This window comes from Propionimicrobium sp. BV2F7, assembly GCF_000510445.1.
Classification (GTDB): domain Bacteria; phylum Actinomycetota; class Actinomycetes; order Propionibacteriales; family Propionibacteriaceae; genus Propionimicrobium; species Propionimicrobium lymphophilum.
Genome location: NZ_AZIS01000003.1, coordinates 501710 through 526594, shown reverse-complemented (window position 1 = coordinate 526594; position 24885 = coordinate 501710). Strand labels below are relative to the sequence as shown.

Sequence of the window (24885 nt, the reverse complement as noted above, 5' to 3'; positions counted from 1 at the left end):
AAGGTCACGTTAGTGTCGCCAAGCACCACAAAGGCTTCTGCAGCTAAAGCCAGTTCCACTGCAAAGAAAAAGAGCACGGCTTCGGCATCTAAAACGCAGAGCGCGGAAACTCCCAAGAAGAAAACGACTGCTGCTCGTTCGACTTCGAAGACTAAGACTTCCGCACCCAAGAAGACCGCCAGTAAGAGCACAGCGGCCAAGAAGCCTGCCACTAAGAAGACTGCTACAAAGAAGCCGGCAGCCAAGAAGACTGCGGTTTCTAAGGCTAAAGAGGCAGAAGTAAAGCCGGTAGAAACCGAAGAAGTAGACGAAATTGAACTCGACGAAGTCGCTGAACCCGAGGACGTAAACGAGGATGAGCTCGACGACGAGGTTGATGTTGAAAGCGACCTCGCAGATGATCTAAAGGATGACTTCGAAGAAGAGGACGACGAGCAGGAGGTCGCCAAGAACCTTGGCGGCGGTAAGTCTGTCACCGTCAAGCGGGAAGGTGACGAGTTGGTCGTTACCGTCGGCGGTGAGAAGCGTTCCCTAGACGATGTCGATGATTCCAAGTTCGATTCCGCCGAGGCCGCGAAGGACGAGGCGAAGATCAACGAGGAACAGGGCTTCAGTCTCTCCGATAAGGACGACGCCGATGAGCCCGCGCAGCAGGTAGTCACTGCTGGTGCCACTGCGGACCCGGTTAAGGACTATCTGAAGCAGATTGGCAAGGTTGCCTTGCTTAATGCCGCTGAAGAGGTCGACCTTGCCAAGCGCATCGAGGCTGGGCTGTTCGCCGAGGAATCCGTCAGCAACGGCGACGTGAAACCTGAAGATATCGACGATTACATGTGGATCGTCGAAGATGGTCAAGACGCCAAGAACCATCTGCTCGAGGCTAACCTTCGACTGGTTGTTTCCCTTGCTAAGCGTTACACCGGGCGTGGAATGCTCTTCCTTGATCTGATTCAGGAGGGCAACCTGGGCCTTATCCGTGCAGTTGAGAAATTCGACTACGCAAAGGGATATAAGTTCTCCACCTACGCAACTTGGTGGATTAAGCAGGCGATCACTCGTGCGATGGCCGATCAGGCTCGCACAATCCGTATTCCGGTCCACATGGTTGAGGTCATCAACAAGCTGGCTCGAGTCCAGCGCCAGATGCTGCAGGATCTTGGTCGCGAGCCCAATCCTGAAGAGCTGGCTGAAGAACTCGACATGACTCCCGAAAAGGTTGTCGAGGTGCAGAAGTACGGTCGCGAGCCGATCTCACTGCACACCCCGCTGGGCGAGGACGGCGACTCTGAGTTCGGTGATCTGATCGAGGACTCCGAGGCTATCGTTCCGGCAGACGCGGTGAACTTCACCCTGCTGCAGGAGCAGTTGCACGATGTCCTAGACACGCTCTCCGAGCGCGAAGCAGGTGTGGTTTCGATGCGTTTTGGTCTGACCGATGGCCAGCCGAAGACTCTCGACGAGATCGGCAAGGTTTATGGTGTCACGCGTGAGCGTATTCGTCAGATCGAGTCGAAAACGATGAGCAAGCTTCGTCACCCGTCCCGTTCGCAGATTCTGCGCGACTATTTGGAGTGATAAGGCGAGCAGGCAATTAGCAATGGAGGGTAAGGAAATCTTGCCCTCCATTTTTCTTGCAGCAAAGAAGCCTAGGAAAATGCGTAATTAACCGAATGCCTAAAGCCAGGACATGACAAAGGCCCAGGGCAAGAGTAATCAGCCCTGGGCCTTTATCAATTATTTTTTGTAGCTACTAGTTCTTCCTGTTGCGGCGAGTAGCTGCCACGGTAGCTCCAGCAAGCAGTACTACTCCTGCAACGCCGATGGCACCTAGAGAGCCTGAACCGGTAGTGGGAAGTCCTTTAGACTTTGCCACATGCTTCTTGCCCTTCGTTGCCTTTGCTGGTTCAGTAGGTTTTGCAACGTTCGAATCGGGCTGAGCTGTTAGAGAGATCGTGTACGGGTGGACGATGTGGAACGGGTCGGTGAACTCGGCAGCGTCTGTGTAGCCTCCATTAAGCGCGAAGGTGTTGTACGACAACACCGGGTTCAGCAGATTCCACTTCTGTGCGACTGGAAGCTTAATGCCCTTGAGAAGGATGGTAACCTTATCGCCGACGTTCATCTTGGACAGGGGAACGATGATCTTGCCGTCCTTTATTGTTCCCGCAACCTCTTTGCCGTCGGCAGTCTTGACCACAACGGACTCAGCAGTGACACCCTGGGGGAGCTCTGCGGAGAATTCACCGTTAGCGGTAGCGGCGTAACCATCGCTGGTTACGACAAGCTCAAAGTCAAACGGCTTATTGACGATCTGCTTAGCAGGATCGTTAGTCGCAGCAGCGGCCATGGTCAGGTGTGATCCAGTCGTTACGGTAGCGCCAGTAAACCCGGTTAAGGCGACGGCACTCTTATCGGCTAGCCCGGTGTGATCAGCTGTTTCGTCTGCCTGCCTGAAAGTAGTGAAAATTCGAGTAACGCCTTCTGGCACTTTCCAAACAAATCCCTGCGTGCCGACCTCTGGCCGGTTGGTGGAACCCTCGTACAGCATCACGGGACGATCGGTAGACCAGTAGGGGAAGTCGGAGATTTGCTTGCCCGTTGCATCGTAGATGCGCAATTGAAGCTGGTCGGTTCCTTTTACGTTGCCGTTTGAAACCCATGAAGGAGTGATCACGATTTCGCTTCCTGGGGTCACGTCGACGGCCTGCTTAACACCAGCGTTGAATCGTGGATAAACGGTGCGTTTTAGTTCAACAATAATGTGCTGGCCATTTTTAAGATCAGCACGAGTCAGCATTGTGTATTTTCCTATGGGCGAGTCGGTGTAATCCGAAAATACTTTCTTTGTGCTCTTGTCAACATCAGATCGAGAGCAATCATCCCACCGAGGGTAACTGCTATTGACGTAATCCTTTAAGATGCAATATTCCCCGGTCAGGATGGAATACTTGGCATCCTTGAATAAATCTCCGTTGAGTTTTTCCCACGGTATCCATGCGCGCTTGGCGATGGATAGAGGATCTATGTCCTTCTTGATCTCAGGTTCTGGGTTTTTTCTGTACTTGCCAAACCATATGATGTTCTCTTTGTTTTCCGGATTAATAATCCCTGATTCACCCGTACCCGATTTGTAAGCTTTGCCCTCACGCGAGATACTCACGGCACCATAGTTAAGATCCCAGCCGAAAGCTTCTGCGTTGCCTATTGTTGGCTCATTAATACCAGGAGTTTCCTTAAAGTCGGCGACGGAATAAGGAGTGGAAGTATCAGGAAGTTTTACCGAGCCGCCAAATTTATCGACGTCTTCGAAGGTTTTTCGTTCACCATCCCAGTTGACGTTGTCGGGCAAGACCGATAGATCGTGGTTAACGTAGTTCTCTGTTTTTGTTAGGTTCTTAGCAGCTGGGTCAGTGCCGGCTTGCACAATGTTCGTGTTGCTTTCGGCAGGCGCGTTTTCTTCAGCGAATGCTGAGCCCATCGGCGAAAAAGCCAGCAGAAAACTTAACCCGCTGGCGACAATTAGAACGTGGCTCTTCTTGCTAAAATTCATAAATTGCCTTCCTCCATCTAGGCGCACAGGGGGCGTCTAGAAATGTTGATTCTTTCTTCCCGTCGAAACTATTTTAACACTCGTAGAGGGAAAATATCCCCCGAGGTTTCATGAGGTCGCAGGATAAGAAAATCTTTTCTGCATGGGGGCGAGCAGACATTTTTCAAGAACCAAAAGCGGGGAAAGGTAGCTGACGAATCATTTTTCTTTCGGCAGCCAGAAACTCGTGACGTCTTTCTTTGTTTCTAGCTGGTAATCGATGAAGGCTTTGGCGAGCTCGTAATCGAATGGCTTGGCAAAAGGCTGGCGGGCAAACATTTTTCCGTGGTCGGTGCCGCGGTCGTTCATGAGGTTCTTCGAAGTGGATCATCGTGTGGCGCTCTGGTGCCATAGCCGTGTGCTTGGACGCGGCAGAAAAGCCAATGTTTCAATAGCCACAATTACATCGTAAGCCGGACAATATAAAAATATAGGCGTCACGAGCCTGATGGGCTCATGACGCCTAATTTATTGAAGCTTTATTTAGATATTTGCCTTTGCGGTTTCGTCCTGAATCCTGATTGCAACCTGGCGCAGCTTGTCCTCGTGGGCGCGCGCGTGGTGGGCGCAGAACATTAGTTCACCGCCGGATGGAAGCGTCACCCGCACGTATGCCTGGGCGCCGCAACGGTCGCAACGGTCGGCAGCAGTAAGCTTTTCTTCCCTCACATCGGTAAGCATCTATATCAATCCTTCGTTCAGACCTTACGTAGGTAGAACTACATTTCGGTTCAACTTGTTCCCAACAATACTTGGCCAGGTAAACAAAACAACCAGGCGTTCTCTATTCGGTTGTTATTGCCTCATTGAGTAACCGGAGTTTTGGGCTCCTTGCCTGATAGAACAAGCTCAATGTTTTCAACGGCAAGTGCAGTCATGTTAATCCTGGTCTTGGTCGCCGCGGAGCCAATGTGGGGGAGAAGCACCACGTTTTCCATCCCGTAGAGTTCCTCCTCAATAAGGGGTTCGTTCTCGTAAACGTCCAAGCCGGCACCTGCCACCTTCCCGGAATTGAGCGCCTCAACCAAAGCACGTTCGTCAATGCAAGCGCCTCTCGCCGTGTTGACGATGTAAACGCCGGACTTCATCTTTCCAAAGGCGTCTTTATCGAGAATGTGGCGGGTCTCGTCGGTTAGCGGGCAATGCAGTGAAATCACATCCGATCGTGCTATCAATTCCTCGGTTGTTACTCGTTTAGTGGGGGACGTGTTTGGGTTGATTGAATCGATGGCCGTGGTGTCTTTGTCGCTGTGAGCGGTATAGATGATATTCATGCCGAAGGCAGCGCCTCGTCTTGCCATGGCCTCGCCTATCTGACCGAGACCGATGATTCCGAGCGTCGCGCCCTGGATGCACTTTCCAAGCATGAATGTGTGGTCGTAGCTCCACGGCTTTCGGGCGCGAACGTGGCGTTCAGCTTCTCCCGTGCGGCGGGTGGCCGAGAGTAACAAGGCAAACGCCAAGTCAGCGGTGGACTCATGTAGGACACCAGGCGTGGTGGTAACGACGATTCCAGCTTCCTTGGCGGCGTTCATGTCGATGTTGTTGAAACCGGCAGCGCACTGGCCAATGACTTTTAAGTTTTTCGCCTTAGACAATATCTTTGCATCCAACGGATCCGAAAGCCCAGAAAGCAGAACATCGGCATCTACGATCTGTTCTGCAAGCTCGTCGGCGCTCATGAACTCTTTGCCGCCGATAACCTCGTGATTTGCGCGCAGATTTTCAAGGCATTCGTCGATTTGTGGATGGGTAACGATGATCTTTGCCATGGAGAAAATCTTAATGTGATTAGACTCGCGGGAAGCCTAAATATTCGAGTCCGCGACACAGAGCGGGTAAAGTCGCGGTGTGCCAAACGCTAAAAACAACTCGTACGGAGCCAAGAACCTAGTTGTTCTGGAAGAGCTGGAGGCCGTCCGTAAACGCCCCGCAATGTATATCGGGTCTACCGATACGCGGGGCCTAATGCACTGCCTTTGGGAGATCATCGACAACGCGGTCGACGAGGCCTTGGCCGGCTTCGGCGAAGAAATCGCAGTTGAGCTCAGAGCAGATGGGTCTATTTACGTTTCCGATAACGGTCGCGGCATCCCCGTCGATGTCGAGCCGAGCACCGGCCTGACTGGTGTCGAAGTCGTTTACACCAAGCTACACGCAGGCGGTAAGTTCGGCACCGGAAACTATGGCGCTGCGGGCGGTCTGCACGGCGTTGGTGCATCAGTGGTAAACGCTCTGAGTTCAAGACTCGACGTTCAGGTGGATCGTGACGGCGCAACCTGGCAGATCAGCTTCCAACGCGGTGTGCCCGGCGAGTTCGACGGCGAAGGCCCCGATGCAAAATTCAAACCAAGTCATGGGCTGCGCAAGGTCGGCAAGGTTGCCAAGAAAAAGACCGGTACGCGCGTACGCTACTGGCCCGATCGACAGATCTTCTTGAAAGACGCTGAGCTTTCCATCGAGAAACTAGTTAATAGGGCACGTCAGACCAGTTTCTTGGTGCCAGGCCTAGCCCTGAGGGTGACGGATTCGCGTCCGGAAGAGCCAGTCGAAGAATTCTTCCGCCACGAGGGTGGCATCACTGAATTCGTCGATTATCTGAGCGAAGGCGAGCCCGTAACCGACATTCTTCGTCTGCAGGGCAGTACCCAGTTCGAAGAGACAGTTCCGGTGCTCGACAAAAACGGGTCCATGACGCCACAGGACGTCGTTCGAGACCTGGACATCGACATCGCAGTGCGCTGGAGTAACCAGTACGACACGCTGACTCGTTCTTTCGTGAACATCGTCGCCACTCCGAAGGGCGGAACGCACGTAAACGGTTTCGAACGTGGCTTGCTGCGGGCCTTCAACAACTCCTTGGAAGGCACCAGGCTGCTCAAATCCAGCGACAACGTCATTAAAGAAGACGTTTTGGAGGGCATGACGGCGGTCGTGACGGTCAAACTTCCTGAGCCGCAGTTCGAGGGCCAGACTAAGGAAGTGTTGGGCACGCCGCCGGTTTCTAGGTTGGTAGCAAGCGTTGTAGAGGCCGAGCTCGGTAAGTTCTTGACCTCTAACAAACCCAGCGAGCGTCCGCAGGCCAGAACGGTCATGGAGAAGGTCGTAAATGCTTCTCGAGCCAGGGTAGCGGCAAGGCATTCGCGCGAGGTGCAGCGCCGTAAGACAGCGCTGGAGAATTCCTCTCTGCCGCCCAAGCTCAAAGACTGCCGAAGCAACGATGTCGACCGCTGTGAGCTGTTCATCGTGGAGGGCGACTCGGCTCTGGGTACCGCTAACCTCGCCAGGAATTCCGAATTCCAGGCGCTACTACCGATTCGTGGCAAGATCCTAAACGTTCAGAAAGCATCTCTTGCAGACATGCTAAAGAACGCGGAGTGCTCCTCGATCATTCAGGTTGTTGGCGCTGGCTCGGGGAAGAGCTTCGATCTCGACGCCGCACGCTACGGCAAAGTCATTTTTATGGCGGATGCTGACTCCGACGGCGCGCACATTCGCTGCCTTTTAGCGACGCTGTTCTTCAAGTACATGCGCCCGATGATGGCGGCAGGAAAGGTGTATTCGGCTGTCCCGCCGCTGCACCGATTCGAGTTGACCAACCCCAAAAAGGGCATGGACAAATACATCTACACGTATTCGGATCCCGAATATCAGCGCAAGCTTGCAGAGCTAACTAAGAAGGGGCTCAAGTTTAAGGAGCCGCAACGCTACAAGGGCCTTGGTGAGATGGACGCCGATCAGCTCAAAGACACCACCATGAATCCGCGGCACCGGTTGCTGCGTCGTCTGACTATTGACGATGGTATTCAGGCAGCAGAGACTTTTGAAAAGCTGATGGGTAGTGAGGTAGCGCCACGCAAAGACTTCATCGTGGACGGCGCATACTCGCTCAGCAACGAGCAAATCGATGCTTAAATCGTGTGCTTTTCCGGCTGCTTGACGGCAGCCATGACGCACATTCCGACGGCAATCACGATAACGATGCCGAGGATGCCCCAGTACTGCGTATTCTCGGCTCCCGTTATCGCTGCGCCGATGCCAATCGAGATGCCGAATAGAGTCGGAGAGAGAAACGAGACAACTCGTCCCGTGGTGGCGTAGAGGCCGAAGACCTCGCCGCTCTTGCCTTCAGGAATTAGCCTCGCAAGGAAGCTGCGAGAAGCCGACTGAGCGGGCCCGACGAAGGCGCACATGATTAGGCCGACCACCCAGAATAGGTTCTTGCCTGCGTCGTGGAAGAAGAAGATCGCAAAACCGCAGGCCACTAGGCTGCCCAGGGAGAGCATGATTACCGTCTTTGGGCCAAGCTTGTCGTCTAGCAGGCCAAATGCGATGGTTGCGACGCCTGCAATCACGTTTGCGGCGGCTCCGAAGATAATCACTTCGCCGGGGTCCATGCCGAATGTGCCCGCAGCGATCACTGCGCCGAAAGCGAAAACACCGGCCAGACCATCACGGAATAGGGCAGAAGCGAGCAAGAAGTAGACCGTGTGGCGGCTAATCTTCCAGAGCCTAGAAATCGTTCGGCCTAGCTCTCGGTAAGAGGCGTAGATGGGGGCGAGCCAGCTCCAGATGAACGCCGGCCTGCGACGTTTTAGCTCGTCGGTACCGGCGATCTTAACTGGCCGTTTGCCGGGCTTATCGTGCAGGGTGACGAAAGTCGGAACGGTGAAGACAAGCGTCCACAGGCCGCAGACCACCATTGCAACTCGGATATCCATGCCGTTTTCGCTAGTGACACCAAACAGCCCTACTTCTGGCGAAATGAAGCAGAAGTAGAGCAGTAGCAAAACGATGATGCCGCCCAGGTAGCCCATGCCCCAGCCGAAGCCAGAAACACGACCCACGTTGCGCCTACCCGCGACCTCATCGAGTAGAGCGTTGTAGTTGACCGAGGCGATCTCGCTGATGACCGAGCCTAAGGCCAGCAGGCCGAGACCCAACCATAGGTAGGCTGGTTCGGGCTTCACGAAGAACAGTGCGGAGGAGATCGCGGCCAGAGCCCAGGTGAGCCAGCGTAAAACAGAAACGGTCTTGCCATAGCGATCGACCGTCTGCCCCAGCACTGGGGCGGCTAATGCGATGAAGATGCCGCCAATAGCGGTGGAAATTGAGAGAGCCTGGCTGGTGGTGTTGGAGTCGCCGAAGGCTTTGCTGGTGATGTATACGCTAAATACGAATGTTGTGATGACTGTGTTGAAGGGCTGAGTTCCCCAGTCCCACATCGCCCAGCTAACTATTTTTCGTTTTGAAGAAGCACCGCTGCTTAGCGCGGTACGGGTTTCGCTATTGAATGAGGTCACGAAAGCACCGTACCGGCTAACAGCGGCAATTGTGTAACTAGGCGGTTAAAGGATGACAAACTTTACGCGCTAGCGTCGATGGCCTCTCGTTCATCGGAGACCTTGTCCTCTAGCTTGCTGAATGCTAGAGAGGCGACGACGCCAGCCGCCAACATGAGCAACGCGAATATCACTGCGACAGGCATCGAAAGGCCCATTTCGGTTAGGCCCGATTCGGTGAAAGCCGGAAATACGACGGTCGGGAAGATAGCTACAGAAGAACCAATAACAGTGCCAAGAATCGCGTGATACATGCCCGCGTAGTAGTTGTCGAAAGCCCAAGCGGCAGCTTTGGCCAGCAGCAGGACGCAGGCGAGAAGGCCGATGAAAAGCGGGATGATTACGCCCATATCAAAGCCCTTGATGCCTTCAGCCATCTTGTCGTACAGGCCGAAGTAAATCAGGAAGTTTGAGGGGCTCATGCCCGGAACGATTACGCCCAGACCGATCAGGGCGCCCGAACCAAACCAGACCGGGATGTTCGGGGTCACGTTCAAAGCGATGTTTCCTCCCCAAATCATCAGAGCGAAGATGAACAAAGCCGAGATGCACATGATCACCCAGTGAAGCGGCTTGCGACCCTGCTTACCGGCGGTTCGGAATAGCGAGGGGAAAGTGCCAATCACGAATCCGATGAACAGGCAGATGAACTGCGGAGCGAACCTGCCAAACGCCGCTGCGACCACGATCGAAAACAGCAGAATTCCGATGCATGCGCCGATTCCGATTGGCACGAAGTAGCGAACCTGGCGTCCGAATCGGTGGAAAGGCTTAGCGAGGAAACGGATCATCGGGTCATAGACCTTGAAAATGACCGCAAGAACGCCGCCCGAAAGTCCCGGGAGGATGAAACCGATTCCCACGAGGATGCCCTTTAACAGGCGAACCAACCAGTTTTTTACGCTCTCGGGCTGATCCAGGTAGGCGTATTTATCTTCACTCATTTTTGCTCTTTCGTCTTTGGTCGCGGGCTAGGCGAAATCTAGTTTCTTGCTAGCGATAGCTGCGATCGGCTGGGGATTCGGAGTTCCAGAGCCGTCGCGCTTTCCTGTGGCAGGAGGCAGGTCGATCGGGGAGCCCGAACTTGCTGATGCTATGACAGGTTTGCTTCCAGCCCAAGCTAGGAGCAAAACATTTTCACCCTTGAGGAATCGGTGACAGCGGACGCCACCCGTTGCACGACCCTTTTTCGGGAACTCGTCGAACTCGCTGACCTTCACGCTGCCCGATTCCGTTCCCGGAAGAGAATCGGAAGATCCGGACACGGTGGCGACAACCGAGTCGTCGGCAGAAACAGCACCAAACCAGATGGCCTTCGCTTTGGCGGCAAGTTTGATGCCTGCCACACCTTTACCTGCTCGACCTTGGGGACGGACCTTTGCCGCCTCGAATCGGAGAAGCTGAGCGTCAGAGGTGATGAAAACCAAATCTTGTTTCTCGTCGCTAAGTTCGAGAGCACCGACCAAGCTATCGCCATCCTCTAGCGTGATGATCGGCCAGTCATCCTTGGTGAGGACGCTCGGCGTTACCCGTTTGACGACGCCGTTGGCCGTGCCAACCGCTAGGCCTAGGCCTTCTTCGGTGATGCGGCAAAGGCCGATTACCTCTTCGTTCGATTCGAGCGGGTATAGTTCTTGCACCCTGGAACCACCCTGCAAGTTTGGTGCCTGAGCAGTGACAGGAACAGTTGGCAACTCGATAGCCTGGGCGCGCAACAGGCGTCCGGTATTCGTTAGCAGACCAAACTCACCTCTTGCGGTTGTTCTCACACAAGAAATAATCGCATCATGTCTTGCCCTTTGTCCTTCAAGCGACGGCAGCTTGTCTTCTTCGTATTCCATCCTGGCAAGAAGCCCAGTCGAGCCGAGCATCACCAAGCAGGGGTCATCAGGGACTTCCAGCGGGGTAGAGGCGCTAACCTGAGAGCCGGAATCCTCCAGCAGAACCGTGCGGCGAGGCGTGCCGTATTTCTTGGCTACTTCGCTCAGATCGTCGCTAACCTTTTCGGCTAGCTTGCCCTCGTCGTTTATCAGCTCGTTCAACTCGGCAATTCGCTTTAGCAGCTCGTCTTGCTCTGCTTCGAGCTCCAGCTTCGACAGTTTAGTGAGACGGCGCAACTGCAGATCCAAAATGTAGTTGGCCTGGGCCTCGCTCAACTCGAAAGCCTCAATTAGCCTTGTGCGGGCCTCGGCGACATCTTCCGAAGAACGGATGATGGCGATGACATCGTCAATGTCCACGATCGCCAACAACATGCCCTCTACCAGGTGCAGCCGCTCGGTAGCCTTATTCAACTGGAACTTCGCTCGGCGCAACGTGACGTCCAAGCGATGATCTAGATAAACCTGGAGCATTTGCTTAAGGTTCAGCGTGCGCGGCTGGCCCTCTACCAGTGCCACATTGTTGATGGCGAAATTATCTTCGAGCTTCGTCATCTTGAACAACTGCTCTAGAAGAGCATCGGGGTTGATGCCGTTCTTTACGGTGATCTCTAGGCGGGTGCCGTGTTCAAGGTCGGTCAGGTCCTTAACATCAGAGATGCCCTTGATGCGCTTCTTCTGAACCAACTGCTTGATCTGCTCGATGATCTTCTCGGGGCCGACCATATAAGGCAGCTCAGTGACGATGATGCCTTTACGGCGAGCCGTCACTTGCTCGATTCGGGTCGTGGCGCGCTGCTTCAGAGAACCGCGCCCCGTCTCGTAAGCATCGCGGACCCCCTTGAGGCCGACGATTTTTCCTCCGGAGGGGAAGTCGGGGCCAGGGATGAACCGCATTAACTCGTCGAGTTCAGCGTCTGGATTCTTCAGCAGGTATCTAAGGCCGCCGACCACCTCGATGAGGTTGTGCGGAGCCATGTTAGTGGCCATGCCAACGGCGATGCCCGTGGCTCCGTTGACCAACAGGTTAGGGATCGCGGCGGGAAGAACAGCCGGTTCTGTTTCCTTACCGTCGTAGTTCGGTCGGAAATCGACCGCGTCTTCTTCCAGGCCTTCGGTCATGGCAAGCGCCGGCTGAGCGAGACGGCACTCGGTGTACCTGTAAGCCGCAGGGCCAGCATCTAGCGAGCCAAAGTTGCCGTGGCCATCTATGAATGGAAGGCGCATAGCCCAGTTCTGGCCCAAACGAACTAGCGCGTCGTAGATGGCGGTATCGCCGTGCGGGTGTAACAGACCCATGACCTGGCCAACCACGCGAGCACATTTGATGTGCGGTTTATCTGGGCGCAAACCCATCTCGCGCATGATGTACAGAATTCGTCGCTGCACCGGCTTTAGGCCGTCGCGGGCGTCGGGCAGGGCCCTGGAGTAGATGACTGAGTAGGCGTATTCAAGGAAGCTCGTCTCCATCTCGTTGGAGACGTTTACATCCATGATCCGTTCGTCTTCGTCCTGAACAGACGTGGAATTCTTTGCCACCTAGTTTTTCTCCTTGTCCTTCTGCTCTTGCAACTGCAACAGCAGTTCGTCGCCGTCTTCTCCGCTCAGCTCCGGAACCATGGTTGGCTTCCAAAGCGCGTCCTTGTTGTCGGCAAGCATCGTGGTCGAGCCGTGTGCAAGAATCTGCTCCGTTTGCGATAGCTCTCGGATGGCGATGGTTCTGACGCGGTCTGGCATCAGCTCCGAGAATTGTCGGTAGAGCATCGGGTCGTGTTGACCATCGTCGCCTACGCACAGCCACGAGATGTTCGGGAAATCCCGTGCCAACTCGAACAAAGAGTAGCGTTTATGGTCGCGTCCGTTGCGGAACCATGCCGTCTGACTAGGCCCAAAATTAGTAAGAAGCATCGGCCCCTTGGGGAATCCATGACGCTTCATGAACCTATTCAAGAAAGGCAGCGTATCCCAAGATCCAGTCGAGACGTAGACGAGCGGCGCGCCCGGATGATCGTCTAGCAGTTTCTGATACATTCTGGCCATTCCTGCCACCGCCTGACGGTTCCCCTCGGTCATCACGAAGGAGTTCCAGGCAGCTAAGAAAAGACGGGGTAGCCACGTAGAGATAATCGTGTCATCGATATCGCTGATGATCCCGAATGTTTCGTCGGCCGACACTACCTGCACCGGCGCCATCGTCGTCTTGCATTCTGCACTTTCGAGTGCGATATTGTGCCAGCCTGGCTCTAACCCAGGACGCTTGACATGAAGATCTATGTATCCCGCGTGGTCGGTTCGCGCGTGAATGGTGTGCTCTCCGGCCTCGATGGTGACGGGAAAGTTTGGCACGGGAATCCTGAAAAAGTTTCGCCAACCGCGCTGGTTGAGAAACTGCTCCGCATACATCCCCAAGTGAGACTTGGGTTTCGAGGGCCTTAAAACTACGCGCGCAAGTACGCGAACATGGTCGGCCGTGCCGTATCCGGTGAACGGAACGATCTGGGGTTTCCAATCGTGTTTGCGTAAGTGGCGATTCATGAACTTTGTGAATGCGTCCTGAACGCGAAGCTGCAGACTTCGACGATGTTTCATGATTCCTCACACTACCCGCTCAGCATGGCAAGATAGGCATTGTGGAACCGTTCAGCAGCGATAATTCTGTGCATAAAAGCGATTTGCGAGAGGCAATCGTTGGCCGTGGCTTCTTCCCCTCGCTGATCCTGGAATCGGTCTATTCATCGCTGGGTGACGAGGCGATAGCCGAGTTCTTGGTTCATTACGAGCCGACTTTTGCCCACGATTCCCTGGGGCGGCACATGACTGTTCTGGTGTTAACGCCTTCGCGTCTGCTCTGCTGCCACACGGATGAGGTAGCCGACGAAGCGCGGGGGATCAGCGCCACGAGCTCCGTAGACTCGGTTCCGCTGCGAGATTTAGGGGCGGTAACTCTAACGCGGGTTGTTAATCAGCGGATGCGCCCGGATGCTAGCCAGCATCCTGAGATGTTCGCTCCGCATTTGGTCGAGACCTGGTTGACCCTCGGGTGGCGAACGACTCGTAGAATCGATCTTGAACCGGCGGGCTGTTCGGATCCGGCCTGCGAAGCTGATCATGGCTATACGGGCGTTAGCTCCTCCGAGGACATGGTCATTCGGATGAGCCCGGCAGCTGATGGCCAGGAAGAAGTCGAGCGTCTAGTACACTTCGCTACGCAACTGCAGAGGAGAGTGCGATGAGTTACGCTTTCGTCCGACCAAACTATGGGAGGTCGACTTTAGCTGATGTGCTGCCGGCCATAGCCAGCCACATTGCCCCTGATTGGGCAGATGCGGTGGATGTGCTTGGGCTCCCGCACGTAAAAAGGTACGTCCTCGTGCTTGTCGACGGGCTCGGCTACGAGCTGCTGCATAACAGTAGAGACAGGGTTCCTTACCTGGGTAGCCTGCTGCCTTCGGCTCGAAAGTTAACTTGCGCTTTGCCGAGCACCACCGCCACATCGCTGACTACGCTAGGCACGGGCGTAACCCCGGGCCAACACGGCATTGCGGGTTACACTTTCCGGTTGGCTGGTGAGAACGTCAATCCGCTCATCTGGAACACGGATCTTGAGCCAAAGAAGGTTCAAACACGTAAAACGTGGTTCGAGAAGATGGCCTCTTCCGGGGTGGCGGTGAGCAATGTCTCTATCGACCATTTCGTCGACAGTGGCTTGACCGGTTGCGCCCAGCGCGGGGCAAAATTTTGGGGATACTTTGATGACGAACCCCGCGACGAACGTATCGAGATGGCTGTTTCTGCGGCTGTGGAGGGTCAGCGAAGCTTCGTTTACTTGTATGAGCGGGAGCTTGACCACACCGGGCACGGCTACGGATGCGTTTCGGTGGAGTGGCGTCAGGTTCTAGACCAGATCGATGAATACCTCGAATCGTTGCGGAACGCCCTTCCGTCAGACGTCTGCCTGATGGTGACTGGCGATCACGGGATGGTCGACGTCCCCGAGCGTCATCAAATAGTCATTGAAGACATACCCGGCCTGACAAGCGAAGTGGATATGGTGGCTGGCGAGGGCAGGATGCGTCAGCTCTACACGGATTATCCATCCGATGTAGTTGCTCGCTGGGCCAAGGCGCTGGGCGATAGGGCAGAGGTTTACACCAAACAGGAAGCCATTGAGGACGGCTGGTTTGGCGAGGTGGCGCCTAACGTTAGCGACCGCATCGGCGATGTTTTGGTGGCCGCTAAATACGATTATTCACTTATGACTCTTGCCCAGCCTAGAGAGTTCAACCTAGTGGGACAGCATGGCTCGCTAACTTCTGCTGAGATGATGGTTCCGCTGCTGATCGACGAGGGCTAGCCTGCCTTATCTTGCTTTCGTGCTGCCTTCTCTGCACGCAGCCTGGCCTGCCGCTCGCGGCGTTTTTTAGCGTATATCTCGCGCGCTTCAGGATCGCTCATAACCAGATAGACGAGCCCGCAATCTTGCGGGCCGTTTGCTCCCGGAACGCACAGACTGCAGTAATCGTCCGGGCGCAATGGGCAGCGCGGTTTCGGAGCGAATTTAGCTGGCATGTAGCCAGTATGCTCCCTCAACCTGCGCGGAGCTAACCTGCTGCCCCTTCTGGAGTGCAAATCCACCACTCAAGTATCGAACATTTGATCTAATATTGATTTAGGTTTATCGTACAAATATTCGATTACCTGCCTTGGCTTGAAGTCGTGATTGGGCTTGTTCGGTTCGTGCTGCTTCGCTTGCCAGGCGCCGCAGAATGCTAACGAAGGGAGGTGATTTTAGTGGGGTACATAGATTATTCGAGGGAGCCGAACTCCGATATCGCTTTCGTGGATATGAAAAGCTTTTATGCAAGCGTCGAATGCGTCAAAAGAAATTTGCACCCGCTAAAAACCTCTCTTTGCGTAATGAGCAGGGCGGATAACGCAAATGGTCTTATCCTTGCCAGTTCTCCGGTGTTCAAACAGGTTTTTGGTAAAGACAACGTGGGCAGGGCCAGGGATCTGCCGTTCGACGTTAGAACCCGCAGATTTAACTACGCGAACGCTGCCAGCCAAAATGTTCGGTTGACTAAACAATATGTTCGCTTCGTCGAGGAGTGGGCGCAGCGCACCTTGATAGTTCCGCCTCGGATGGCGCTCTACATAGAAGAAAATCTGAAGATCCAGAACATCTTCCGCAGGTATGCGCCTGAGAACAAGGTGTATCCCTATTCGATCGACGAGGGATTTGTCGATCTAAGCGGTTCTCTGGACTTTTTTGTTGCGGACCACATGTCGAGGGCCGAAAAACTGAACCTGGTGTCTGGCCAGATACAGGCAGATATCCAAAGAGAAACCGGCATTTTCTCGACCATCGGCATGAGCAACTCCAATCCGCTGCTGGCCAAGTTAGCCCTCGACAACGAAGCCAAAAAGACCCCGACGATGAAGATCAACTGGTCGTATCAGGACGTCGAAACCAAGGTCTGGGGTATAAAGAACCTGACTGATTTCTGGGGCATCGGCAACCGCACCGCCAAGCGGCTAAACCGGCTCGGCATCTTTTCTGTCAGGGAGTTGGCCAACTCCAACCCGAACAGGCTCAAAAAGGAGTTCGGGGTTATCGGGGTGCAGCTCTGGTTCCACGCCAATGGGGTCGACGAGAGCAAGCTGAGCCGGCCCTATCAGCCCAAGTCAAAGGGGCTGGGTAACTCGCAGGTACTTCCACGCGACTACCACGCCAAAAGCGAGATCGAGCTGGTGCTGCGCGAGATGGCAGAGCAGGTGGCCGTCAGGCTGCGCAGGGCGCACAAGAAGGCCACTATGGTCGGCATTCACATCGGCTTTTCGCACCGGGAGGAGCTGCCCTCGATCAACGCCAGGATGACCGTGCCGGCCAGTCAGTCGACGCAGGTGCTAGCTAAACACGTCCTCGAGCTGTTTCGCAGCAAGTACGTCTACGGCAGCGTGCGACGGATCGGCGTCAACTATGAGGGTCTGGTCGATGAGGCCTGCGGGGTTTATACGCTTTTCGACGACGTCGAGCGGCTCGACAAAGAGGAACAGCTGGACAGGACGATTGACAAGATCAGGGACAAGTTCTCGTACATCTCGGTGCAAAACGCCAGCTCGTTGCTGGAGGGCTCGCGTGTCAAGGAGCGAAGCACCCTGATCGGCGGCCACTGCGGCGGTCTGGACGGCATCGTATGATTGATCGCTCGTATCTGCCCTTCGAGTCTGCCCGCAGCTACGTGGACAGGGGAATGGCGAAGTGGATGGGCTTCTTCCTCTCAGAACACACCAGCGCGATGTCCAGAATCGGCGACCAGGTGGATTTTTCTCTCAAGATGCCCGATGAAGAGAAGCTTTTCGAGCTCGGCCAGGTTTACCTGAACAAGCTGACCGTGCTCTGCTTCACAACGGCCAGAAAAGAGCCGTTCTGCGGCGAAATCTGCGATCTCAGCCAGCAGATCATGCATTTTCGCAGCGAGGGCAGGGTGTACGCGTTCGGGTTGGCCGATATCTTCAGCCTGAAGCTGGTCGGTGATGAGAATGCGCAGTGAGTTCGAGAAGAACAGCGCCCAGTTCGACTATTTCTCGAAGAACTACGAGGCTTTCGAGGACGATTTCTACGAGGTCGCGAAGGTCACCGTGCCGCTGGCATTTCTGACAGACGACATCCTGAAGATGATGGTGGCCGGCGGTCTTAACTTCTTCAAGCTGAGCCGCGACTACACCAGCGACGGCCGCGACTACTACTTCCTGTTCGAGCGCAGCGCGCAGAACGACAACCCGCAGGTGACGAACTTCAAATACCTGCGCCGCGCGAAGGGGCAGAAGCCGGCTGGCGAGGGCCTTCAGGTTGCGAAATGATCAGCTAAAGGTCGGGCAGGTATAATCCGTAGCCGCGCTCTTCCATCTGGCTTTCGGGGATGAACTCGAGGGCTGCGCCGTTGATGCAATATCGCAAGCCGCCCTCCTCGTAGGGGCCGTCGGCGAAAACGTGGCCGAGGTGAGATTGGGCCTGCGAGCTTTTTACTTCGGTGCGTTCAACGATCAGCGACTTGTCGGAGTGGTAGGTCACTTCCTTGGGTGAAATCGGTTTGGTGAAGCTCGGCCAGCCGCAGCCAGCGTCGTACTGATCTCGGGAGGAAAACAGCGGCACTTTGCTGACGGCGTCGATGTATATTCCGCGTTCGCCAGACTGTGCGTACTCGCTGGTAAAGGGGGCTTCGGTTCCGGCATTCTGGGTGACTTCGAAGGCAAGCTCGGAGAGCTGCTTCTTCGACTCTTCCAGGCCTGGCTTCGGGTAAGAGCCCTCCAGCGGGAGATCGGCCAGGGCCAGGTTGATATGGCAGTAGCCCATCGGGTTTTTATCCAGGTAGTCCTGGTGGTAGTCCTCGGCAATCACAAAGTTTTCGAGAGGTTCGACGACGATAGCGGTCTTCTGCCCGAGCTCTTTCTCGAGCGCGGCGATGGACTTCTCGATTATCGGCAGATCCTCAGGGTCGTTGAAGAAGATTCCGGTGCGATACTGGCGTCCGACATCGTTGCCCTGGCGGTCGACTGAGAGCGGGTCGATGATGCGGAAGAAGTGACGCAAAATCTCCGCGAGCGAGATGCGGTTATCGTCGTAGTCGATCTGCAGAGTCTCGGCGTGATCGGTCAGGGCAAGCTGCTGATAGCTGGTGTCTTTGGTTTTGCCGTTGGCGTAACCGACGAGTGTGTCGAGAATGCCGTCGATCTTCTTGAAATAACCCTGGGCACCCCAAAAGCATCCGGCTGCCAAAAGAATCTGCTTAACCCGTTCCATGCCCATTTCGTCCTCGCTTAGTTTCGTCTCGAAAGCTACATTTTCAAACGTCTATAGGGCGGCAGCTATTCCGCAGATTAGGGCAGGGGCTGATTTGCGTTGACCAACAGTGCAACCGTCTCCACGTGTATCAAGACTACCCTGATGATAACCATACATAAAGAAATGGGTCTGCACGCTCGTTGTATGAGGGAAGCTGGCAAAGGGAATGTCGTATAATGGTGCAAGTTACAGATCGGCGCAAACTAAATCTGTTATGGTTTAAGCGACTTTAAATACTCTTTTTGTTTAGGTGTAATGCGGATACTTTCACGGGCTTTTTCGTTCGTGGTTATCTTTCTAATAATCCAACAGTCAAAGCATGAATTGCCTTTGGAGTTGTTGGTCAAAACAGAGCCAATAGATATCCGTCAAGCACCGCAACAAAAAAATACAGAACCAGCGCTCTTAAAAAAGCTTCAATGTGCTTTTTAGGATTTTGGTAGAGTTCCTTTTGCGGTATTTTTAATAACCTGATCCTCTTTGTATTTCTCCACCATATTAGATCAATAACGATAAGGTCAAAAGCATTTAACATCTCGCCTAAAATCAGCAAATTAATAAAGTTATGCATAAAGTTTGCCTGACGAATGAAGATGCCCAACAATAAAAACAAGATAGCAAATAGTAAAAAATTCGCAATCCACGCGGCGAATCTGCCTGTTTCCTTATATTTTCCCTGATACTCTCGAATCTCTTTGATTTGCTTTTGAACTTCATCAGGATAGGATAGGTAATGTCTTAAGTTTTTTTCGTCCGTGCCGGTGCCAAAAAAACAGAGTCCAAAAAAGGCAGAGCATAAAATGACGGTTTCAATTACAAGCATAGATTTTCAAGGCTCTTCTTTCCCTACGTTCCACCGATGACCTATTATCCATAACAGGCGAGTTGTCTTGAGTTATCCTTCTTATAAATAATAACTCTGAGTTCTCGCATCTCCAATTTTCTCTTCTTCGTCTTTAGATTAAGATTTCAATAATTCAATAATTTCATCCTGCGCCTCTCTGCCTTCTTTAAAAAATCTTAGCAAGGGGTAGCAGTGGCACATTCCTTTGCCTACAATTATTTCATATGGGGCTTTGTATTTGTCCATTGCTTTTTTAAATTCTTCAGCAAAGGCGTAGAGGCATTCATTTTCGCCGTAATAAAAATATGTTTTCGGAAAGTCGGTAAAATCTCCTACCGTTCCGTCTAACATATATTCCGGTAAATCTTCATCGCCTTTTGAAATTTCTCTTGCAGTTTTAAAATATGTAGGTTCAATAATTATGTCTTTATGGTTAAGGGCGTTTACTTTTTCCCAAATCTCTTTATTTTCATTTAGAGTTACATCAGGTATGCTGCCGGGTGAAACTGAAATAATCTTTCCAGGCATTTTAACGGGTCTGCCCAATGCATTGTTGTGCAAAAATATTCCAAGAGCCAAGCAAGCTCCTGACGAAAAGCCCAGGACGCTTATGTTTTCCGCCTTATAAGTTTGGGTCATCAGCCTATAGGTTTCAAAGGAAACTTTATATGTCTTATTTATCTTTACATCTTCCGAGCAAAGGGGATAGAATAAAAACCAAACATCTTTGCCGGTTTGTTCCACTATTCTTTCCGACAAAGAAAAATCTAATTTGTCCGGCGGTGTAATCATTCCTCCGCCAAAGAAATAAAGAACCGCTCCGTTTGCAGGGTTCTTACTTTTTTGATAGGAAAGTAACCTGTATCCCATAATATCTCTGTCGTAGAGATAATAATTCTTTCTCTTTGCCCTCTTCAGTGCCTTATCTATGTTAAATACTTTTTTTGCTTTTTCTCCCTCCGCATACTCAAGCATTTCTTCCTTAGACTTTAAAAACATTTTTTTGACTTCTAAAAGTCTTACTATGCCTGATGCAACTTTATAAGTTAAACTCATTTTCTTTTACTCCATTTCCTTAGGTAAATACTTTTCCAATTCACAAACCTCGTTATAATCATGCGCAAGTAGCCAAGCTCTTAGCTCTGCCGCCATTCCCTCAAGGCAAGCTATTATTTTTTTCCCAAAAAGCAGCCTTGACCCTGTAAGCATATAGGCTCTTGCTTCTTTCGGACTCATAAAGCTTCCTTCTGCCGCATCGAGAAGTTCAACCTTTTCGTAACCCATTTCTATAAGTTTTTGGCAAAACACATCCATATCACCGTAGCTTTTTTGCTCATCAAATCATGAATAGCAAAGGTTCCGCCTGTTATTAATACGCGAAGAGTTTCAAGCAACAGTTTATGTTTGTTTTTTCAGGGAATATTGTGATATATATAATTGCTCACGAATGCATCAAACGATTCATCAGCAAAGGGCAGCTTGTTCGCATCACCCTTGTGAAAAAGCAATATTATTGATCCTTTCGGCTTTTGCATTCTGAACACAGAGTAAATTGCTAAAAGAGGCGTATTCTTTTCCCCAGCGATCCAGTCCTGTCATTTTGCCCTGCGGATTGCGTTTGGCATAAGCTATGGTCAGTGCTCCACTTCCGCAGCCAACGTCAAGCCCCACTCCTCTTTCAGGAAGGATTACATACGCGGCGTTTCCTTCGATAATCCGCTTAGAAAGTTTTCTCTTGCCATCATAGGAAAATGCCTGATGCGTACGAAATAACTTTATCGAAGTTGCGCCAAATATGAGAAATGCTACGAAGGTAATCGTGGTAAGCGTAATGCCCAATATACCGTCAAGCAAAATATAAAATTCGACAGAAAATAACAACAACAGTAGGCTTATTGCAGCCATTGCAATAAGTATGCCTTTAGGTACCCAGTTTTTATAATCCACTTTCATGTTCAATCCTCATGAAGCACATTCGCTTAATGTACACATTTACTATAATGTCACCAAACTTTTAAGAATTATCCATAATTTATTTCAAGAAACAGCCACACTGCCTCTATTTCTTGAAGTTAGCTTCTGCTAACATTATATTTATGGTGTTGCTAATTTTCAATACAATATCTCAAAACTTGCGAAATCTTTTATTGTCTTTCGAGAAATCAAAACCAGATATTTCAGTTAACGCTTTACTGCAAGTACATTCGTATATCTCAGAATTAGGGCTTTTATATCTGTACGCACATCTTGTAATTGTTGAGCTATAAAGGTTATTACAGCCAAATAAAAATAATAATAAGAAAACTATGACGTTTTAAATGGATCGTCTCCAGCATTAGGCAGCTTTACGTTAAGCCCTTGCCGCCTTGCTTGGCTTCACAAGCTAAAATTGCATGAGAACTGCAATTGATCTCGCTACATTTGCGTTCCCGACATCAATGCTAGGACTTCCACATGGTGGGTCATCGGGAACAGGTCGAACGCCCTCAGCTGGCGCAATTCATAACCATTTTGGAAGAAAGTCTTTAGGTCTCTAGCCAAAGCGGCAGGATCGCAGGCTACGTAACAGATCGCTCGGGCACCGAGCATGGCGAGTCTTTTGACGACTTTGGCTCCAGCGCCAGATCTGGGCGGGTCTAATACGATCAGGTCTGTGCGTCGAGGTAGTGCGTTCAGGCTTCGTGCCATGTCGCCGGCGTGGAACTTGGCCTCCGGCACGTTTTGCCTGGCCATCCGGATCGCGGGTTTAGCGATCTCGATTCCGCTCACAATGCATCCTGCATCTGTAAGCGCCCCGGCGAATAATCCGACCCCGCAGTAGAGATCTAGGGCATGTTCGCCTTTACGAGGAGAAAGGAACTTCATTACGGTCTGGCTCAAGACCTCTGCGGCGAGGGGATGTACCTGCCAAAAGCCATCGGCCCTGACCTTGTAGTCGCGTCCCAATACCGTTTGAGAGACAACTTTTGGTCCACTCAAAGCCGAGTTCTTCTCGTCCAGAACGCTAACAGAGCTATCGGCGACGCATACCTGCAATTCCTTTGCGCCTTTAGCGAACTTTTCTAAGCCTGCTTTTGCTTTCGGGTGAGCTATTCGGCATCCACCCTCTGGTAGCTCAACTAAGTTATTGCTTCGCCACTCACGCAGCCCGACCCTGCCGTTTTCGACCAGGTAGCGCATCCTGGTGCGCCATCCCAGCCCAGAGCCAGCAGGATCATCGCCAGGAACATATTCAACTTCAACGGGCCAATTAATGCCTGCAAGTCGATGAAGCTGCTCCGCGATAACTTGCGCTTTTAGCTCCCGCTGTACGGCCAGATCTGCGTGCTGAAAATCACATCCACCACATGCGAACGCCACCGGGCAAGGCGGATCGACGCGGTCAGGCGAAGCCTCGATCACCTTGGCCACGTCGCCCCACCAGAAACGATCCTTGGTGGAATCGGTGATGGATACCTCGACGAGTTCGCCTGGTAGCCCGTGCCTGACAAATACGACTCGGCCGTCTATTCGCGCAACGCATGATCCGCCGTGGGCGATCGCCCCGAGCCTAACCTGGTATGTCACTGTTGCTTGGTGATGCCGATCTGTTCGGGAATCTCCATCTCGATGACGTGTCCCGGCACGTGTGGCGATTCGTCGCGATTCACAACGATGTTCGAGAAGAACTCGTAGAGAAGCTCCGCGGGGCCTTCGAGATTTTTGGCCATTCCAGCTTGTCCCATCAGAACGCCACGCAGCAGCCACCCCGGTCCTTCGGCAAACCAAGTGCGCGAAATGTGGTAGGCGCGTTTGCCGTCCTTGTCTTGAAGCGGAAGCACGCGACGGATCTCAGTTCCGAACGGCCCCTCGGCAAGTGTTACTTCGCCGCCGGACTGTTCGGTGGAACGGATCATGTCGTCCCTGACCTGGCGCATCAGGCTCGATTGGGAGGGAGCGGCAAAAAGTGCGACCTCAATCGCAGACTGGCCACTGTTAACGAGTACCGCCTGAACTGAGTTCGTCTGCTGATTTATCTGTAGCTGCATTCCCATGCCCTCAAAGGGAGTGAAGATCAGCGCGCCAAAATCGAGGCGCTCGACGTCGTCCGCATCCAGATCCACTTCGGAAATATCGAAGGGGCCGTCTTCCCGCCAGTCCTTGCTGGCATCGAGCTTTTCCCAAGGATCTTCGGCAGCGCGTGCCGGAGCCTTCGTGGTCTCTTCGACTTCGTCCTGCTCCGCGCCTTTACGCTTCTTACGGCCAAACATCAATGCTGCTCCTAACGTTCTTACGCGATTAGCCTAGCTTCTCGCCCCATTTTGTGACACCTCCGGTAGAGCCATAGCCGCCCTCGCCGCGTTCGGTGTCGCCTAAGTTATCTGTTATTTCGAAATCAGCCTGCCAAAAACGTTGAATGACAAGTTGTGCGATCTTGTCACCGCGTCGAAGGCTAATCGTTTTTTCGGGGTCGGTGTTGATTAGGCAAACTTTGATTTCTCCGCGATACCCCGAATCTATGGTTCCGGGAGAATTAACGATGCTGAGGCCCTCCCGAGCTGCTAATCCAGAGCGGGGATGGACCAGCCCGACATACCCATCGGGCAGTGCGATAGCGATACCGGTAGGCACCATTTTACGCTCGTGAGGGGCGATCTGGACGTCAACTCGTGCGTACAGATCAGCGCCTGCGTCACCGGGGTGCGCGTAGGTCGGAACTGGCAATTTTGGGTCGAGCAGTTTGAGCTGAACCCTCAAAGGATTATTCACTCTCCCAACGTTACCTTGGTTATGATGGATGGGACCACAACGTATGGATAGGAACCTCGATGGCCAATATTGAGACAAAAGTTGTCGCCACCGCCCTTGGAGCGGTAGCGACCTTTGCGACGCAGAAGTTGATTACTGCTGTTTGGAAGAAGGTAACTGGCAACGAGCCGCCGGATCCCTACGATCTGGAAGCGACTTCTGGCGAGGCGCTCATGTGGGTCGCTTCGACGGCTGTCGGCGCCGCAGTCTCGCAGCTTGCTGTGCAGCGTTTCGTTAAGAATCGCTACGAACTAGTTGGCCAGGCGAGGGCGGCGCGAAGAGCCCAAAACTAAACGCAGTCGACGCAGTAAGACTGGTCTCCGCGTACCTCGGCCAGTTGGCTACTGCTCTTCACTAGGAAGCAGCCAGCGCAGGTGAATTCACCGGCCTGTCGGGGCAGCACCCTGACGGTTAGTTCTTCGTTAGATAGATCGGCTCCGGGAAGCTCGAACGATTCAGCAGCTTCAACTTCGTCTTCGTCTACGTTTCCGGAATTATTGTCGCGTCGTCCCTTCAACTCTTCAATAGAGTCGGTGCGCATTTCCTCGTCGGACTTGCGTGGAGCGTCGTAGTCAGTCGCCATTTCTTCTCCTTAG

General features: G+C 52.9%; 27 protein-coding genes. 8 read left to right on the top strand and 19 right to left on the bottom strand.

What is annotated here, in order from left to right:
• Positions 1–12: 12 nt before the first annotated feature.
• Positions 13–1575, top strand: coding sequence for an RNA polymerase sigma factor (locus HMPREF1255_RS03365; RefSeq protein WP_024110553.1), 1563 nt, complete (start codon positions 13–15; stop codon positions 1573–1575).
• A gap of 175 nt (positions 1576–1750) precedes the next feature.
• Here HMPREF1255_RS03365 and HMPREF1255_RS03360 read toward each other — a convergent pair whose 3' ends face one another.
• The 4 genes from HMPREF1255_RS03360 to HMPREF1255_RS03345 form a co-directional block, all read right to left on the bottom strand.
• Positions 1751–3550: an LPXTG cell wall anchor domain-containing protein gene (locus HMPREF1255_RS03360; protein WP_024110667.1), complete on the bottom strand. Its 1800-nt coding sequence runs from the start codon at positions 3548–3550 to the stop codon at positions 1751–1753.
• A 198-nt stretch (positions 3551–3748) separates the two neighbouring features.
• Positions 3749–3898: a hypothetical protein gene (locus HMPREF1255_RS09590; RefSeq protein WP_016455829.1), complete on the bottom strand. Its 150-nt coding sequence runs from the start codon at positions 3896–3898 to the stop codon at positions 3749–3751.
• A 174-nt stretch (positions 3899–4072) separates the two neighbouring features.
• Positions 4073–4270, bottom strand: coding sequence for a hypothetical protein (locus tag HMPREF1255_RS03350; RefSeq protein WP_016455830.1), 198 nt, complete (start codon positions 4268–4270; stop codon positions 4073–4075).
• A 122-nt stretch (positions 4271–4392) separates the two neighbouring features.
• Positions 4393–5361 (bottom strand): D-glycerate dehydrogenase, encoded by a 969-nt coding sequence (locus HMPREF1255_RS03345; protein ID WP_024110700.1) that lies wholly within the window; start codon positions 5359–5361, stop codon positions 4393–4395.
• 79 nt (positions 5362–5440) lie between these two features.
• Here HMPREF1255_RS03345 and HMPREF1255_RS03340 point away from each other — a divergent pair, with 79 nt between their 5' ends.
• A complete protein-coding gene (locus HMPREF1255_RS03340; protein WP_024110853.1) occupies positions 5441–7504 on the top strand; it encodes a type IIA DNA topoisomerase subunit B in 2064 nt (687 codons plus the stop codon).
• Here the strand turns inward: HMPREF1255_RS03340 and HMPREF1255_RS03335 are convergent.
• From HMPREF1255_RS03335 to HMPREF1255_RS03320, 4 genes are all read right to left on the bottom strand, one after another.
• Entirely contained in the window at positions 7501–8814 is a 1314-nt protein-coding gene (locus tag HMPREF1255_RS03335; RefSeq protein ID WP_051394974.1) for an MFS transporter, read from the bottom strand. The genes HMPREF1255_RS03340 and HMPREF1255_RS03335 overlap by 4 nt on opposite strands.
• 140 nt (positions 8815–8954) lie before the next feature.
• Positions 8955–9875, bottom strand: a complete 921-nt coding sequence (locus tag HMPREF1255_RS03330; RefSeq protein ID WP_024110684.1) for a DUF368 domain-containing protein — start codon at positions 9873–9875, stop codon at positions 8955–8957.
• Between the two features lie 27 nt (positions 9876–9902).
• On the bottom strand, positions 9903–12305 hold the full coding sequence (locus HMPREF1255_RS03325; protein WP_231477448.1) for a DNA topoisomerase (ATP-hydrolyzing) subunit A: 2403 nt from the start codon (positions 12303–12305) through the stop codon (positions 9903–9905).
• 45 nt (positions 12306–12350) lie between these two features.
• Positions 12351–13400: an App1 family protein gene (locus tag HMPREF1255_RS03320; protein WP_024110951.1), complete on the bottom strand. Its 1050-nt coding sequence runs from the start codon at positions 13398–13400 to the stop codon at positions 12351–12353.
• Positions 13401–13468: 68 nt separating this feature from the next.
• Here HMPREF1255_RS03320 and HMPREF1255_RS03315 point away from each other — a divergent pair, with 68 nt between their 5' ends.
• Together HMPREF1255_RS03315 and HMPREF1255_RS03310 are read left to right on the top strand one after the other, a co-directional pair.
• Positions 13469–14044, top strand: coding sequence for a DUF5998 family protein (locus tag HMPREF1255_RS03315; RefSeq protein WP_016455838.1), 576 nt, complete (start codon positions 13469–13471; stop codon positions 14042–14044).
• Positions 14041–15165 carry an alkaline phosphatase family protein gene (locus HMPREF1255_RS03310; protein ID WP_024110879.1) on the top strand — a complete coding sequence of 375 codons (1125 nt, stop codon included), beginning with the start codon at positions 14041–14043 and terminating at the stop codon, positions 15163–15165. The genes HMPREF1255_RS03315 and HMPREF1255_RS03310 overlap by 4 nt, the downstream gene beginning before the upstream one ends.
• Here the strand turns inward: HMPREF1255_RS03310 and HMPREF1255_RS03305 are convergent.
• Positions 15162–15380 carry a DUF6767 domain-containing protein gene (locus HMPREF1255_RS03305; protein WP_024110826.1) on the bottom strand — a complete coding sequence of 73 codons (219 nt, stop codon included), beginning with the start codon at positions 15378–15380 and terminating at the stop codon, positions 15162–15164. The genes HMPREF1255_RS03310 and HMPREF1255_RS03305 overlap by 4 nt on opposite strands.
• Before the next feature lie 222 nt (positions 15381–15602).
• Between HMPREF1255_RS03305 and HMPREF1255_RS03300 the strand changes: the two genes are divergently transcribed.
• From HMPREF1255_RS03300 to HMPREF1255_RS03290, 3 genes are read left to right on the top strand one after another with little or no spacing between them, the layout of a single operon-like run.
• Positions 15603–17012 (top strand): Y-family DNA polymerase, encoded by a 1410-nt coding sequence (locus HMPREF1255_RS03300; protein WP_024110812.1) that lies wholly within the window; start codon positions 15603–15605, stop codon positions 17010–17012.
• Positions 17009–17365, top strand: coding sequence for a hypothetical protein (locus HMPREF1255_RS03295; RefSeq protein ID WP_024110634.1), 357 nt, complete (start codon positions 17009–17011; stop codon positions 17363–17365). The genes HMPREF1255_RS03300 and HMPREF1255_RS03295 overlap by 4 nt, the downstream gene beginning before the upstream one ends.
• Positions 17349–17675, top strand: coding sequence for a DUF5960 family protein (locus tag HMPREF1255_RS03290; RefSeq protein WP_197016970.1), 327 nt, complete (start codon positions 17349–17351; stop codon positions 17673–17675). Before HMPREF1255_RS03295 ends, HMPREF1255_RS03290 begins: the two co-directional genes overlap by 17 nt.
• 4 nt (positions 17676–17679) lie before the next feature.
• Here HMPREF1255_RS03290 and msrB read toward each other — a convergent pair whose 3' ends face one another.
• The 9 genes from msrB to dut all read right to left on the bottom strand — a co-directional run bounded on the left by msrB (position 17680) and on the right by dut (position 24250).
• On the bottom strand, positions 17680–18615 hold the full coding sequence (gene msrB / locus HMPREF1255_RS03285) for a peptide-methionine (R)-S-oxide reductase MsrB (RefSeq protein WP_024110771.1): 936 nt from the start codon (positions 18613–18615) through the stop codon (positions 17680–17682).
• A gap of 385 nt (positions 18616–19000) precedes the next feature.
• Positions 19001–19480 carry a hypothetical protein gene (locus HMPREF1255_RS03280; RefSeq protein ID WP_024110878.1) on the bottom strand — a complete coding sequence of 160 codons (480 nt, stop codon included), beginning with the start codon at positions 19478–19480 and terminating at the stop codon, positions 19001–19003.
• A gap of 138 nt (positions 19481–19618) precedes the next feature.
• Positions 19619–20557, bottom strand: coding sequence for an alpha/beta hydrolase (locus HMPREF1255_RS03275; RefSeq protein WP_024110583.1), 939 nt, complete (start codon positions 20555–20557; stop codon positions 19619–19621).
• 6 nt (positions 20558–20563) lie between these two features.
• Positions 20564–20785, bottom strand: a complete 222-nt coding sequence (locus HMPREF1255_RS09935) for a hypothetical protein (RefSeq protein ID WP_197016969.1) — start codon at positions 20783–20785, stop codon at positions 20564–20566.
• Between the two features lie 128 nt (positions 20786–20913).
• Complete coding sequence (locus HMPREF1255_RS10165) at positions 20914–21036, bottom strand: class I SAM-dependent methyltransferase (protein WP_369793278.1); 123 nt, start codon at positions 21034–21036, stop codon at positions 20914–20916.
• The gene (locus tag HMPREF1255_RS09925; protein WP_197016967.1) at positions 20990–21454 is read right to left on the bottom strand and encodes a class I SAM-dependent methyltransferase; all 465 of its coding nucleotides are present in this window, start codon (positions 21452–21454) and stop codon (positions 20990–20992) included. The genes HMPREF1255_RS10165 and HMPREF1255_RS09925 overlap by 47 nt, the downstream gene beginning before the upstream one ends.
• Positions 21455–21916: 462 nt before the next feature.
• The gene (locus HMPREF1255_RS03265) at positions 21917–23068 is read right to left on the bottom strand and encodes a class I SAM-dependent RNA methyltransferase (protein ID WP_024110703.1); all 1152 of its coding nucleotides are present in this window, start codon (positions 23066–23068) and stop codon (positions 21917–21919) included.
• A complete protein-coding gene (locus tag HMPREF1255_RS03260; protein WP_016455846.1) occupies positions 23065–23751 on the bottom strand; it encodes a DUF3710 domain-containing protein in 687 nt (228 codons plus the stop codon). The genes HMPREF1255_RS03265 and HMPREF1255_RS03260 overlap by 4 nt, the downstream gene beginning before the upstream one ends.
• Before the next feature lie 28 nt (positions 23752–23779).
• Positions 23780–24250 carry a dUTP diphosphatase gene (gene dut / locus HMPREF1255_RS03255; RefSeq protein ID WP_024110768.1) on the bottom strand — a complete coding sequence of 157 codons (471 nt, stop codon included), beginning with the start codon at positions 24248–24250 and terminating at the stop codon, positions 23780–23782.
• Between the two features lie 59 nt (positions 24251–24309).
• On the opposite strand from dut, the gene HMPREF1255_RS03250 reads away from it, so the two are divergent.
• Positions 24310–24582 carry a DUF4235 domain-containing protein gene (locus HMPREF1255_RS03250; protein WP_016455848.1) on the top strand — a complete coding sequence of 91 codons (273 nt, stop codon included), beginning with the start codon at positions 24310–24312 and terminating at the stop codon, positions 24580–24582.
• Here the strand turns inward: HMPREF1255_RS03250 and HMPREF1255_RS03245 are convergent.
• Positions 24579–24872, bottom strand: coding sequence for a DUF4193 domain-containing protein (locus tag HMPREF1255_RS03245; protein ID WP_016455849.1), 294 nt, complete (start codon positions 24870–24872; stop codon positions 24579–24581). The two genes, HMPREF1255_RS03250 and HMPREF1255_RS03245, sit on opposite strands and share 4 nt — an antisense overlap.
• Positions 24873–24885: the final 13 nt, after the last annotated feature.

Coding starts and splice junctions, on each gene's coding strand:
- HMPREF1255_RS03360 (WP_024110667.1), bottom strand. CDS start 3,550: ATGAATTTTAGCAAGAAGAGCCACGTTCTAATTGTCGCCAGCGGGTTA.
- HMPREF1255_RS09590 (WP_016455829.1), bottom strand. CDS start 3,898: ATGAACGACCGCGGCACCGACCACGGAAAAATGTTTGCCCGCCAGCCT.
- HMPREF1255_RS03350 (WP_016455830.1), bottom strand. CDS start 4,270: ATGCTTACCGATGTGAGGGAAGAAAAGCTTACTGCTGCCGACCGTTGC.
- HMPREF1255_RS03345 (WP_024110700.1), bottom strand. CDS start 5,361: ATGGCAAAGATCATCGTTACCCATCCACAAATCGACGAATGCCTTGAA.
- HMPREF1255_RS03335 (WP_051394974.1), bottom strand. CDS start 8,814: ATGTGGGACTGGGGAACTCAGCCCTTCAACACAGTCATCACAACATTC.
- HMPREF1255_RS03330 (WP_024110684.1), bottom strand. CDS start 9,875: ATGAGTGAAGATAAATACGCCTACCTGGATCAGCCCGAGAGCGTAAAA.
- HMPREF1255_RS03325 (WP_231477448.1), bottom strand. CDS start 12,305: ATGGATGTAAACGTCTCCAACGAGATGGAGACGAGCTTCCTTGAATAC.
- HMPREF1255_RS03320 (WP_024110951.1), bottom strand. CDS start 13,400: ATGAAACATCGTCGAAGTCTGCAGCTTCGCGTTCAGGACGCATTCACA.
- HMPREF1255_RS03310 (WP_024110879.1), top strand. CDS start 14,041: ATGAGTTACGCTTTCGTCCGACCAAACTATGGGAGGTCGACTTTAGCT.
- HMPREF1255_RS03305 (WP_024110826.1), bottom strand. CDS start 15,380: ATGCCAGCTAAATTCGCTCCGAAACCGCGCTGCCCATTGCGCCCGGAC.
- HMPREF1255_RS03295 (WP_024110634.1), top strand. CDS start 17,009: ATGATTGATCGCTCGTATCTGCCCTTCGAGTCTGCCCGCAGCTACGTG.
- HMPREF1255_RS03290 (WP_197016970.1), top strand. CDS start 17,349: ATGAGAATGCGCAGTGAGTTCGAGAAGAACAGCGCCCAGTTCGACTAT.
- msrB (WP_024110771.1), bottom strand. CDS start 18,615: ATGGAACGGGTTAAGCAGATTCTTTTGGCAGCCGGATGCTTTTGGGGT.
- HMPREF1255_RS03280 (WP_024110878.1), bottom strand. CDS start 19,480: ATGCTTGTAATTGAAACCGTCATTTTATGCTCTGCCTTTTTTGGACTC.
- HMPREF1255_RS03275 (WP_024110583.1), bottom strand. CDS start 20,557: ATGAGTTTAACTTATAAAGTTGCATCAGGCATAGTAAGACTTTTAGAA.
- HMPREF1255_RS09935 (WP_197016969.1), bottom strand. CDS start 20,785: ATGGGTTACGAAAAGGTTGAACTTCTCGATGCGGCAGAAGGAAGCTTT.
- HMPREF1255_RS10165 (WP_369793278.1), bottom strand. CDS start 21,036: ATGCAAAAGCCGAAAGGATCAATAATATTGCTTTTTCACAAGGGTGAT.
- HMPREF1255_RS09925 (WP_197016967.1), bottom strand. CDS start 21,454: ATGAAAGTGGATTATAAAAACTGGGTACCTAAAGGCATACTTATTGCA.
- HMPREF1255_RS03260 (WP_016455846.1), bottom strand. CDS start 23,751: ATGTTTGGCCGTAAGAAGCGTAAAGGCGCGGAGCAGGACGAAGTCGAA.
- HMPREF1255_RS03250 (WP_016455848.1), top strand. CDS start 24,310: ATGGCCAATATTGAGACAAAAGTTGTCGCCACCGCCCTTGGAGCGGTA.
- HMPREF1255_RS03245 (WP_016455849.1), bottom strand. CDS start 24,872: ATGGCGACTGACTACGACGCTCCACGCAAGTCCGACGAGGAAATGCGC.